The organism is Paraliobacillus sediminis (assembly GCF_003426055.1).
This window is the reverse complement of the sequence record NZ_QJSI01000002.1, coordinates 1136436-1148625: the sequence shown is the minus strand read 5'-3', so window position 1 is coordinate 1148625 and position 12190 is coordinate 1136436. Positions and strand designations below refer to the sequence as shown.

The window sequence follows — 12190 nt, the reverse complement described above, 5'->3', positions numbered from 1 at the left end:
ATGAATGCAAGAGGAGGAAGAATGATGGGATGTTTGATAAAAGATGTCTGTTCAATTCGATTAGTAAGGCTATCGAGTGGTTAGCTAAATTAATAGCAGTTAATCATGTTGTTTGGAAGGAGAGTTAAACAATGTTTTCTGTATTTAGTAAATTATCTTGGTTTTTTAAAGAACAATGGAAAAGGTATACAATTGCAATAACGGCACTCATTATTGTAAGTTTTATTGATCTTATTCCACCAAAATTAATTGGAATGACGATAGATGCGATTCAGTTTAATGAGCTGACACCCGCTCGGTTAAAGGAGATTATTTTGATTTATGTTTCTTTAATTGTTGTTAGTTATAGTGTGATGTTTATTTGGGATTATAATTTATTTGGTGGCGCTTTATTGTTAGAACGAAAAATGCGCTCAAAGTTAATGCGCCATTTTCTGGTGATGAGTCCGCGATTTTACAGCAAAAATCGAACGGGTGACTTAATGGCACGTTCAACCAATGATTTAAAGTCAATTATGATGACAGCGGGATTTGGTGTTTTAACATTGATTGATTCGACCGTATTTATGGGGCTTATCGTTTTAATGATGGGTTTCACGATCAATTGGCAGCTTACCTTTGCTGCACTTATCCCAATGCCGATTATGGCAATTATCGTGCATAAATATGGAAAAATAATTAATCAGCGTTTTACCGACGCACAAGAAGCCTTTAGTGAACTTAATAATTATACGTTAGAGTCAGTCCGCGGTGTCCGTGTCATTCGGGCGTTTGTCCAAGAAAAACATGATACGAAACGATTTTCTGCAATAACGGAAGATGTTTTTCAGAAAAATAAGGCGGTTGCTAAAATGGAAGCCTTTTTCGAACCGACAATCAAAGTACTTGTTGGTATTTCGTATACGATCGGCTTAGGCTATGGATCGCTAATGGTTTTTGAGAACCGGATTTCAATTGGAGATCTTGTCACGTTCAACGTTTACTTAGGGATGATGATTTGGCCAATGTTTGCCATTGGTGAGTTAATCAATGTGATGCAACGTGGTAATGCTTCGCTAGATCGTGTCGATAGCGTATTGTCTCAGCAAGCAGATGTGCAAGATCCAGACCAACCTGAATCAATCAGGCAACCTGAAAAAATCGTCTTTCAAGATGTTCGCTTTGCTTATCCTGGAGCACAAGGTGACCAATTAGATGCGGTCAATCTCACGATCAGAAAGGGTGAAACCATCGGAGTAGTTGGAAAAACAGGTGCTGGTAAAACAACACTTTTCAAACAATTACTCAGAGAATATGTACCACCCAAAGGTAGCTTGACGATTAACGAGATACCGATTGAACGCTTTACTTTAGATGAAACAAGAAGTTGGATTGGCTATGTCCCGCAAGAGCATGTGCTATTCTCAAAAACAGTTAAAGAGAATCTCGTATATGGTTGTGGTGAAAAAACATTGACGCAAATTAACCGGATTTTAGCGTCAGCATCGTTGAAAAATGATATCGAAGCACTTCCAGAAGGGTTAGACACATTAGTTGGGGAAAGTGGTGTGACATTATCAGGTGGTCAAAAGCAACGTGTTTCACTTGCTAGAGCATTATTAATGGACCCTGAAATTTTGATTTTGGATGATTCATTATCCGCAGTAGATGGGATGACCGAAGCAAACATTATTCGTCATTTACGGGAAGAACGGATAGGGAAAACAACCCTTATTGCAGCCCATCGATTGTCAGCAGTGAAGCATGCCGATCAGATCATTGTGCTAGACGATGGAAAAGTCGTTGAAAGAGGGACGCACGAAGGGTTAATGCTGCTTAATGGCTGGTACAAAGAACAGTTCGATATCCAGAAAATGGAAAGGAAGGTGATCGAATGAAACCTTCTACGGAAAAAAGATTATTACGTTATGCTTTATCAAGTAAAAAAACGATTAGTATTGCCTTAATCTGTCTAATCATTGCGGTAGGACTTGAACTTACGGGGCCGTTTATTGCCAAAACGATTATTGACAACCATATTGTTGGTATTCAAACGGATTGGGTGCAAGTGGAAGAACAAAACGATACCAACACAATAGCTTACAAAGATCGCTTCTTAAAACGGTCGGATCGCTTACAGGCGGATGATCAAGTGATTGACTCCTATACTTTTATGCAATCGGGCAGGCACTATTATTTAATTCATGATCAGATTCCATTAAATAGTTCGATTGAGGTAGTTAACGATGAAAGTATAGCTGTTACCTCTAACAATAGTACGGAAACGATAGCCGCAGAAAAAGTAGCTATTCGGGAGCTTTATCGTTTTTTTGAGCCAGAACTAAATCCAATTGTCTGGTTACTTGTTCTTTATTTAGGGTTACTTCTGATTGCAGCTATTTTTCAATATATGAAAACCTACTTATTACAAGTCCATGCGAATAAAATCATTCAGCGGATGAGAAATGATGTTTTTACAAAAGTTGAAGAGCTGCCGATGCAATATTTTGTAAAACAACCTGCAGGTAAAATACTAGCGCGTGTAACAAATGATACAGAAGCAATTAGGGAATTGTATGTTAAAGTACTTGAGACGTTTGTTAATGGTTTTATCTACATGACAGGCATTATGATCGCCTTATTTCTTTTGAATCCAACACTAGCCACGATTTGTTTGATTTTACTGCCAATACTGCTTTTATTTATGAAGTTTTACAAAAAATATGCCGGGAATTATAATCGGGTGATTCGTTCCGTTAACAGTGAAATAAACGCTTCGATTAATGAATCGATTCAAACAATGCCAATTATTCAAGCGTTTCGACGAACGAATGAAAGACAAGAGGAATTTGAACAATTGAATGACAGACATTATCGTTATCAGAAAAAAATGATTGCCCTATCTGCGTTAACTTCCTTTAACTTAGTAAACGCAATCAGAGGCATTGCTTTTATCGGCTTCATTTGGTATTTTGGTTCCAGATCTTTTAGTGTCGAGAACGTTATTTCAACCGGTCTTCTTTATGCTTTTGTTGACTATTTAACACGTTTATTCGAACCACTAACTCAAATGGTTAATCAATTGCCACAACTTGAGCAGGCAAGAGTTTCTGCCGGTCGTGTCTTTGAATTATTAGATGAAGACACTGAAGTCATTGATAACGAAGCGATCGATCGAATTAGTGGAGAAGTGACGTTTGATAACGTCAGCTTTGCCTATGAAAAGGATGATTATATTCTAAAAAACGTCGCTTTTCATGTGTTGCCTGGTCAGACAGTTGCTTTTGTTGGACACACTGGTTCGGGGAAAAGTTCGATTATGAACTTGCTATTCAGATTCTATGATCCTCAAAAAGGAGTAATCGCAATAGATGGTATCGATAGCGCATCCTTAACGAGACAACAAGTACGGCAACATATCGGTATTGTTTTACAAGACCCGTTTATTTTTACTGGAACGGTATTGTCAAACATCACACTAAATGACCCAACAATTAAGCGGGAACAAGCGATTGCCGCACTAAAAGCTGTCGGTGCTGATCGATTCATCGAAAAACTGCCGAAACAATATGATGAGCCTGTTGGTGAGAATGGGAGCCAGTTCTCTACTGGCCAACGGCAACTGTTATCGTTTGCACGTGCATTAGCGTTTAATCCAGCAATACTGGTGTTAGACGAGGCAACTGCCAATATTGACACAGAAACAGAAGGAATGATTCAGCAAGCCATGAATATTTTAGCCGAAGGGCGTACAATGCTTGTGATTGCGCATCGCCTATCAACAATTCAACATGCGGATCAAATAATTGTCTTAGAAAATGGTCAAATTATTGAAAAGGGAACCCATGACCAATTGATCAATGAAGACGGAAATTATTATCAAATGTTTAAAATGCAACAAGGTGAAGGAAGCAGGGGACGGTTCTGTGCTTCCAATTGATAAAGGAAGTATATATAACCTTACCGTGATTACCTTGATAATTCCCAAAATACCATGATGAGTTCGGGTTGTTCAAGTAATTAAGCTAAAGTACCTCTGAGATTTTTAACAAGTGTTTCATAAATGGAGATAACTATTATCTTATAGTACGTATATCTCGAACTTGTGAATATTCACCTTTATATTATAATGCGAACCACAGATTATGGACTAATCTGTGGTTTCGTCATATTTATTGGTGAAGGAAGCAGAGAACCGTCCCCTGCTTCCTCAAAAAATAAAATTTTAAATAGGAGTTGACATCTAATGTGTATTAACCATATAATACACATACAGATAGTGTATGAACTAATTAATACACACACTTCGAAAATGGATTACATAAAAGCGTGTATAGGAGTTGTTTTGATGAATGTGAAGCTAAATAATCGTGATCCAGTCTATTTGCAAATTGTTCGGTACTTTAAAGAGAAAATTGCAATTGGTGAATTCGAACCTGGTGATGAAATACCATCAAGACGCGAGTTGGCTGGTCGGATGAAAATTAATCCTAATACCGCACAACGAGCGTATAAGGAAATGGAGGAACAGGGATTGATTTATACGGAAAAGAATCTTCCGAGTAAAATCACGACAGACAAAAAGACACTAGGTATGGTGAGAGAAGAATTGCTGGTGGAAGCTGTGGATACGTTTGTAACATCGGTTCGAGCAATTAATGTTCCGGTAGATGAATTACTTGATCTTGTTAAATCTAAGTACACGGATGATAAGGAGGCGTAAGCATGATTGAAGTTAAAGGGATTGAGAAGAAATATGGGAAAAAGAAAATATTAAATGACGTTTCTTTTACAGCAAACAAGGGTGAAATCACGTGTTTGATTGGAATAAATGGAGTGGGAAAAACAACGATTTTAAATGCAATTATGGCACTTACACCTATTAATAAAGGGCAGATTTTAATCGACGGAGAACCACTAGATAAAAAATCCTTTGAGAAAATCACTTTTATTCCAGATGCATTTACGATGCTTCCGCAAATGAAGATTGTAGAGACAATGGAATTTATGAATGACTTTTATACATCGTGGAATCAAGAACGCGCAACGGAATTACTAGGCTTTTTCCGATTAGATAAAGAGGATAGAATTTCTACCTTATCCAAAGGAAACACAGCAAAAGTTAATCTTTTACTCGGTTTAGCACTTGATGTCGATTATGTATTAATGGACGAACCATTTTCCGGTATTGACATGTTCAGTCGTGAAGAAATTGCCAATGTATTCACGAGTCATTTAATTGAGGGACGTGGTGTTATCATTACGACACATGAAGTAGGAGATATTGAACATTTAATCGATAAAGTTGTCCTACTCGATAACGGTTGTGTGACAAAGGAATTTAACGCGGAAGAAGCGCGTGAAGACGAAGGGAAATCTGTCATTGATGTGATGAGAGAGGTGTATCAGAGATGAAGAATTACTTGAAGCTCGTTAACTTTGAATTTAACCGTGTGGTAAAATTATTTGCCGTATTATTAGGAATCACGTTTGTTGCACAGATGGCTGGGGTGTTTTTTGAGTCAAGAAAGTATCTTGATCTGGCGAATGAACAAATCTATGAATTTATGATCCCGAAAGAACAATTTTTAGCAGACTTTGGTCAGATGGATTTTATTGATGTTGTGAATAGTTTATGGTTCTTGGGGCCAATTGCATTATGTGGGGCAGGGGTAGGATTCTATATCTTTATGATTTGGTACCGTGATTGGGTTGGAAAAAATACCTTTATCTACCGTTTATTAATGCTACCAACAACAAGATTGAATATCCTTTATGCCAAACTTACGACGATTTTAACGATGACACTTGGTTTGGTTGCCTTTCAACTTATTATTTTACCAATCGAAATAATGGTTCATAAAGCCATGGTACCAGATGAATTTCGCTTGGATATGAGTTTGACAGAAATTGTGACAAGTACGCCTGGATTAAGCGTCATTATTCCACAGAGCCTCACACAATTCCTTCTATATTATGGTTCAGGGATACTGGCAGTTAGTGTTCTTTTTACAGCAATTTTATTGGAAAGAAGTTTTAAGTGGAAAGGAATCTTCGCAGGAATCGTATACGGTGCGCTTGCAGTAGGCGTTTTTATATTACCATTGCTTTTACAGGACTTAGTGTTAGATGGATTCTTCTATCCGATTGAATTGTTTGTCATTGAAATTGTTATAGCTTTGGTTGTTATCGCAGTATCTGTTTGGTTGAGCGGATTCTTATTGAAGAAAAAAATCACGGTGTAAGGAGTGAATAAAATGAAAAAATACTGGAAACTAATTTCCACTGTCACTGTTATTGTACTTAGCATAGGAACGTTTTATGTGAACGCTGTTTTGTCAGCGGAAGAACACCCGGCGTTTGTTATTAAAACGGTAAGCGGTGATGCAGCTGAGATAAAGCCATTGGTATTGGAGGGATATTACGAGGATACTAGTGGTTATGTAAGCAATAACTTAAATATCACTACAGAAGGGTCTACATATACAAGCCATACATTTCTAGATCAGATAATTGGACAGCCAGATGTGATGATCAAGGAATTACAGGAAGAGTATCGAGGCTTCATGCGTGGTAAAAAGGGTTGGATTAATTTGTATTCTGAGGATGATCAGTATGTAGCTTATGGAGATGTACGTTATAAAATGGGTTCGATGCGCTCAAGTGATTTTAAGCTTGTTGTTTCTGTTTTAAACAAAAAAGATGGGAACACGAATGCGTTCACAATAGAGGTTCCTAATGGTGAAATTTTAGACCATATGTTTGTGGATAGTGTCCAACTAATTGGTAATGAGTTAACCTTAATTACCCAAAATTCGATCCGAAATAATGACGATAACTACGACGAAAAACATATTTACACGATTGATTTAGACAATCAAACGATAAGTAGTCATGAAAAACTTTTCCAGTTTGCTCAAGCGGAAGGCAATATGTTCACTAATTTTCAAGTGATTGGAACAAAACCTGACACAGCGCATGAACATATTATTCTTTTGAAAACGGAAGAAGAAATAATGGAAGAAACAGAATCCACGATTACTAAGAAAGGAGATAGGAACCAAGAAATTATTTCCTATAACCTAGTAACGAAAGAAAAAGAGACCATTGATGTGCCGGAATTGAATTTAGAAGAGAATCAGCTTAGCTTCTTTGATGGTTCGACGCTTTATTTTACAAAAGTAGAAGAACAGGAACTGGTAGTCACTCCTTATAGTCTAGTAGATGATCAAGTAGGTCAGGCAATTAATATACCACTATCTAGTGATAATGAGGGGGACGTACAAGACCCATTGATCACAGTCAATAATGGTAAAATTTATGCAGCGGAATCACAGATGAACAAGAATGTTGATGCTAATGTAGTCGTTGCGGACTTGAACACTGGTGAAACACTGTTTGAAGGCCAAATAGCTTTAAAAGATTCCTCCAAAGAAATAGGGAATTACGAATTATATTTTCATGAATTAGTTATCAGATAAAAGTGGTAGGCAAGTCGGGTATTTTTTAACCGAGATAAGATTCGAATAAAATCAAACTTTCTAGAATGAGGAGAGGGCTTTAAATGAAAACAATAGTAAAACAATCCTACTTTCTAGGAAGTATTGGTCAGCATATGACGGAGCAAAAAATAAATCAACTTTATCTGGAATGTAAGAACAGGGTTTACAGACTAGCACTAGGTTATGTAAAAGATAGCTATCTAGCAGAAGATCTTACCCATGAAATTCTTGTTAAATGTTATTTAAAAAGTGAGAAATTTAAAGGCGATTGTTCTATTCATACTTGGATGAATAAAATTGCAAGTAATCATTGCATTGACTTTCTCAGGAAAAGTTATCGTAAGCGGGATTTGCTTTATGAGAACCTAGAGGTATTTATTAGTGATGTGAGCTGTTCGCCTGAATCTGAAGCAATAACAAACTGTGATCATGAAGAACTTAGAAACAAACTAAGCCAGCTATCCTCGAAATATAAGGATGTTATTGTTCTCTATTACTTTAAGCAACTAGCAATGAAAGAAATAGCTAAACAGTTAAATATAAATCTATCAACCGTAAAAACACGCTTGTTTAGAGCAAAGAAGATGTTGAAAGAGATGTATTGATGGGAGGAAGCGGGGGACGGTTCTGTGCTTCCATTTGATGTGGTGATTAACCAGTATACTATGGTGATTTTTGAGTTCGGTCTGTTCAGGTGATTAAGCTAAAGTATCTCTGTGATTTCTAACAAGTGTTTCATAAATGAAGATAATTATTATCTTATAGTACGAATATCTGGAACTTGTGAGAAACCACTGATTATGAACGATCTGTGGTTTCTCATATTTATTGGTAAAGGAAGCAGAGAACCGTCCCCTGCTTCTTTAGGTAAGTTAGCAGATTGGAATATAGATGTTGCCGAACGTAGCGTTGTTGTACATATATTTGATTCTGATTATATAGAAGATGAGCACTTGATAATTGGGCTTTTTCATGCTTTTTTATACCCGACTAAGGGATAAATTAATAGTTATGTATCTTACGAAGCGGGACTGTTTTAATAGACATAATTAAAAGAGGACTAGACGCATCTAGTCCCCTTAAGTGCAAGCCGAAGCTATACACCGCTATTAATAATACTAAGATACTACAGTTTTATTTATTCGTAAAGTACAAATTTAAATAAAACTGAATAGACAAATTATTCTATTTAAGGGCGCGGCAATAAAGCATGACAACCTTTACTTATATTTTATTAACGTAGATAGTGATATTAATCTAATAATAGAAAGGTGTTAACAATGAAAATAAATTTACTGATTTTTGTATCATCAATAAAAGCGAAAAATGAAAACAATATCGGCAAAGTGTTAATGAAAACTGTTGATTCTACTATTCGTCCTGTTAATGGTGACATCTTAGATGATCCAGGCTTCCATCCAGGATTTCATAATGGCTATGAAGTAGTTAAAGTCACGCTGAACTATGCTTCTGATGAATGCCTTGTTTCATTAAGTCCGCTGGTGTTAGAAAAGGAAGACATCGAGATAGAGGTCTATATTGAGAGACTTGAAGCACATGGTTGGCGTGTTGTTCCAAAAGAAGAATTATAGCGGATGAATTGAGCCAAAATGAAAGTCCATAACTCCTCTTGAGCACACTTTATCTAAAAAACGTATACGTTCCATTATAATCCACATCTATTGTGGAATACTCTTGTTAGATAGTAGTTTGTTTAGGAGGATCTTTTATGGATGAACCGAAAAAGGAAAGTCAAGAATTAGATAAAATAAGTCCGTTTGAATTGAAAGACAAGCTCATTGATTTAGCAATTGGAAAAAAAAGAATAACGAGAACCATGTTAGATGCGGGACGTGGTAATCCGAATTGGATAGCGGCTACACCTCGGGAAGCGTTTTTTGCACTTGGGCAATTCGCTGTTATCGAATCAAGAAGCGTTTGGAATGAAGGCGATTTAGCTGGTATGCCAAGTCATGATGGAATTGCGGAACGATTATCTCACTATGTGAATGAAAATCAGGACATTCCAGGTATTCCGTTGCTGGAAGAAATCATTGCTTATGGAATCACTGAAAAACAGTTTGAAGCGGATGCATGGGTCTATGAATTAGTCGATGGCATTATAGGAGATAACTATCCGAATCCCGATCGAATGCTTGTCAGAACGGAACAAGTTGTTCATGACTTTTTGATGAAAGAAATGGGTGGGAAAGATGCGTCAGGGACTTCATTCGATTTATTTGCTGTTGAAGGCGCAACGGCAGCAATGTGTTATATCTTTGAGACGTTATATCGAAATCACTTACTACCTAAGGGATCAAAAATAGCGGTGATGGTTCCAATTTTTCCACCGTACATAGAGATTCCCGAGCTGCCTAATAATGATTACCACCTTGTGCCAATAGAAGCAAGTGGTGTAGATGATGAAGGAAATCACACGTGGCAATATCCGGAGGAAGAATTAGAAAAGTTAAAAGATAAGGACATTAAAGCACTCTTTCTCGTTAATCCGAGCAATCCACCATCTGTGTCGATCAAAAAGGAATCGATCGAACAGATTGTACAAATTGTGAAACAAGATAATCCTAATCTGATGATTATTTCCGATGATGTCTACGGGACTTTTGTAGAAGGATTTCGGTCGCTAATGATGGACTTGCCTTACAATACGATCGGAGTATATTCTTTTTCCAAATATTTTGGTGTGACAGGTTGGCGGTTAGGAACTGTCGCCATCAACCAAACGAATGTGTTTGATCAATTAATTAAAGCGTTACCGGACGAAGATAGGGATATTTTGAACAAAAGATATGCTTCGCTTACGTCAGAGCCGGAAAACCTGACGTTTATCAATCGTATGGTAGCGGATAGTAGGGACGTTGCGATGAATCATACAGCTGGACTTTCCACACCACAACAAATACAAATGGCGATCTTTTCAATTTTTGCGGTGCTTGATACGAATAATGCATACAAACAAAAGACAAATGACATTTTACATCGAAGAATGCATTTATTATATGAAGGTCTTGGTTTGCCGAAAAAAGACTTACCAAATGACGCAGACTATTATACCAAGATCGATTTAGAAATCTGGTGTAACCATCATTATCAAGAAGGGTTTACAGCGTATCTGAAAGAGAACTACAAACCAGTAGACATATTATATCGCTTAGCCGAAAAGTCATCGATTGTATTATTAGGTGGCGAAGGATTTTTAGCACCAGCATGGTCGATCAGAGTGTCGCTAGCTAATTTAAATGACGAAGCATATTCGCGTATTGGTCAAGAATTAAAAAACGTGCTAGAAGATTATGTGAAGGAATGGAAAGGATAGTACCACTATTTTAATTAGAATTTTTATGTATTACAAATAATTCCCATGTTATAATTGTAGTAATTAAAAGATAAGGTAAATTTAGCATGAATAGCATAAGCTAGATAAGAATTCTGTAAAAAAGAACTTTTGCAATTTTGATTGATACTATGATAGGAATGGTGTTTAGTATGCATGATAATGAAGCATCTGTGTTAAGTAATGTTATTGGCCCTGGCGTGATTGGCTCTTTGCCTTTTATGGGCAGATGGTTAGTAGGTTCTACTCCAGCAAGGCGGATACCGAGTCATGGTACAGATATGTTTGGGGTAGGTTATGCTATTGACTTTATTGCAGTGGATGAACAGAATCGATCAAGTTCATCCACAAGTTGGCGTACACTTTTAGGTACCGAGTCTCCTGAAGTATTCTATGCATTTGGTATGCCGGTTGTCTCACCTGTTTCTGGAAAAGTAGTCAGCATTCATAATGGTGAACCCGATCATGAAGCACGGCGATCAGTTCTAACATTGATACCTTATATGTTGGGGCAAGGCAACAGAATTCGTAAGGGACCAAAAACGATTGCTGGAAATTACGTAATAATTGCACCAGACAATTCTGATGTATTTATTGCCATTGTTCACCTACAGTTAAATTCACTTGTAGTGGAAAAAGGACAGTATATATTAGAAGGGCAACACATCGCTAATTGTGGGAATTCTGGAAACTCAACGCAACCACATATCCATATTCAAGCAATGAGTGGTACAGACTTTTCTATTACGCAAGGCGTACCGTTATACTTTCGTAAATTCTCCCAGTGGAATAAAGGAGAAAGTGTGCGAAAGACTCGTAAGAACGCTTTCCCTGATGCTGATACTATTGTCAGTCCTTAGTTTTTGTAGAAATATATACTATGAAGAAATATCTATTTTGAGGGAGTGAAGTGTATGGGTTTTATGGATGGTCTATTAGGTAATTACTCTGAGGTAACAATTGACGAACTACATAGTCAATACGATGAGTATTTAATGCTTGATGAACAAATTCAAATGGGATTTAAGTTAGTTCGAGATACATTTATATTTACGGAGAAACGGTTAATCTTACTTGATCATCAAGGTGTAACAGGAAAGAAAACAAGGATACTTTCTATTAGCATGGATGCTATTTTCGATGTGACTTTGGAAACTGGTGGAACAGGCTTTGATGATAGTGAACTCACCGTTCACTACATTGTTTCACCTTATTATAGGGCGAACAATGTGGAGACTAGCACCTATACGTTTGAATTTGGTAAGAAATTTAACGTACAACCAATTTATGTTGCGTTAACAACGCTTGCGCATGAAAACAGAACTAGAATTAATAAATAAAGATAGGATTGTAA

Annotated in this window: 12 protein-coding genes; all 12 read left to right on the top strand. The window is 36.9% G+C overall.

Going from position 1 to position 12190, the window contains the following annotated elements:
• Window positions 1–131 precede the first annotated feature (131 nt).
• Window positions 132–1877 carry an ABC transporter ATP-binding protein gene (locus tag D2K60_RS11805; protein WP_117170181.1) on the top strand — a complete coding sequence of 582 codons (1746 nt, stop codon included), beginning with the start codon at window positions 132–134 and terminating at the stop codon, window positions 1875–1877.
• A complete protein-coding gene (locus tag D2K60_RS11800) occupies window positions 1874–3919 on the top strand; it encodes an ABC transporter ATP-binding protein (RefSeq protein ID WP_117170180.1) in 2046 nt (681 codons plus the stop codon). Before D2K60_RS11805 ends, D2K60_RS11800 begins: the two co-directional genes overlap by 4 nt.
• Before the next feature lie 408 nt (window positions 3920–4327).
• The gene (locus D2K60_RS11795; protein ID WP_117170179.1) at window positions 4328–4702 is read left to right on the top strand and encodes a GntR family transcriptional regulator; all 375 of its coding nucleotides are present in this window, start codon (window positions 4328–4330) and stop codon (window positions 4700–4702) included.
• A gap of 2 nt (window positions 4703–4704) precedes the next feature.
• The gene (locus D2K60_RS11790; RefSeq protein ID WP_117170178.1) at window positions 4705–5394 is read left to right on the top strand and encodes an ATP-binding cassette domain-containing protein; all 690 of its coding nucleotides are present in this window, start codon (window positions 4705–4707) and stop codon (window positions 5392–5394) included.
• On the top strand, window positions 5391–6224 hold the full coding sequence (locus D2K60_RS11785; RefSeq protein ID WP_117170177.1) for a hypothetical protein: 834 nt from the start codon (window positions 5391–5393) through the stop codon (window positions 6222–6224). The genes D2K60_RS11790 and D2K60_RS11785 overlap by 4 nt, the downstream gene beginning before the upstream one ends.
• Before the next feature lie 12 nt (window positions 6225–6236).
• Window positions 6237–7460, top strand: coding sequence for a hypothetical protein (locus tag D2K60_RS11780; protein WP_117170176.1), 1224 nt, complete (start codon window positions 6237–6239; stop codon window positions 7458–7460).
• Between the two features lie 83 nt (window positions 7461–7543).
• Window positions 7544–8086, top strand: coding sequence for an RNA polymerase sigma factor (locus D2K60_RS11775; protein WP_117170175.1), 543 nt, complete (start codon window positions 7544–7546; stop codon window positions 8084–8086).
• 195 nt (window positions 8087–8281) lie between these two features.
• Window positions 8282–8482 (top strand): hypothetical protein, encoded by a 201-nt coding sequence (locus D2K60_RS11770; RefSeq protein ID WP_162880771.1) that lies wholly within the window; start codon window positions 8282–8284, stop codon window positions 8480–8482.
• Between the two features lie 279 nt (window positions 8483–8761).
• A complete protein-coding gene (locus D2K60_RS11765; RefSeq protein WP_117170173.1) occupies window positions 8762–9073 on the top strand; it encodes a hypothetical protein in 312 nt (103 codons plus the stop codon).
• Window positions 9074–9210: 137 nt separating this feature from the next.
• Window positions 9211–10818 (top strand): aspartate 4-decarboxylase, encoded by a 1608-nt coding sequence (gene aspD / locus D2K60_RS11760; RefSeq protein WP_117170172.1) that lies wholly within the window; start codon window positions 9211–9213, stop codon window positions 10816–10818.
• A gap of 170 nt (window positions 10819–10988) precedes the next feature.
• Entirely contained in the window at window positions 10989–11696 is a 708-nt protein-coding gene (locus D2K60_RS11755) for a M23 family metallopeptidase (RefSeq protein ID WP_117170171.1), read from the top strand.
• A 54-nt stretch (window positions 11697–11750) separates the two neighbouring features.
• Window positions 11751–12176 (top strand): PH domain-containing protein, encoded by a 426-nt coding sequence (locus tag D2K60_RS11750; RefSeq protein WP_117170170.1) that lies wholly within the window; start codon window positions 11751–11753, stop codon window positions 12174–12176.
• Window positions 12177–12190 lie beyond the last annotated feature (14 nt).

Excerpts from the sequence above, each read along its gene's own strand:
- D2K60_RS11755 (WP_117170171.1), top strand. The coding sequence starts at position 10,989 with ATGCATGATAATGAAGCATCTGTGTTAAGTAATGTTATTGGCCCTGGC.
- D2K60_RS11750 (WP_117170170.1), top strand. The coding sequence starts at position 11,751 with ATGGGTTTTATGGATGGTCTATTAGGTAATTACTCTGAGGTAACAATT.
- D2K60_RS11795 (WP_117170179.1), top strand. The coding sequence starts at position 4,328 with ATGAATGTGAAGCTAAATAATCGTGATCCAGTCTATTTGCAAATTGTT.
- D2K60_RS11770 (WP_162880771.1), top strand. The coding sequence starts at position 8,282 with ATGAACGATCTGTGGTTTCTCATATTTATTGGTAAAGGAAGCAGAGAA.
- D2K60_RS11785 (WP_117170177.1), top strand. The coding sequence starts at position 5,391 with ATGAAGAATTACTTGAAGCTCGTTAACTTTGAATTTAACCGTGTGGTA.
- D2K60_RS11800 (WP_117170180.1), top strand. The coding sequence starts at position 1,874 with ATGAAACCTTCTACGGAAAAAAGATTATTACGTTATGCTTTATCAAGT.
- D2K60_RS11805 (WP_117170181.1), top strand. The coding sequence starts at position 132 with ATGTTTTCTGTATTTAGTAAATTATCTTGGTTTTTTAAAGAACAATGG.
- D2K60_RS11790 (WP_117170178.1), top strand. The coding sequence starts at position 4,705 with ATGATTGAAGTTAAAGGGATTGAGAAGAAATATGGGAAAAAGAAAATA.
- aspD (WP_117170172.1), top strand. The coding sequence starts at position 9,211 with ATGGATGAACCGAAAAAGGAAAGTCAAGAATTAGATAAAATAAGTCCG.
- D2K60_RS11765 (WP_117170173.1), top strand. The coding sequence starts at position 8,762 with ATGAAAATAAATTTACTGATTTTTGTATCATCAATAAAAGCGAAAAAT.
- D2K60_RS11780 (WP_117170176.1), top strand. The coding sequence starts at position 6,237 with ATGAAAAAATACTGGAAACTAATTTCCACTGTCACTGTTATTGTACTT.
- D2K60_RS11775 (WP_117170175.1), top strand. The coding sequence starts at position 7,544 with ATGAAAACAATAGTAAAACAATCCTACTTTCTAGGAAGTATTGGTCAG.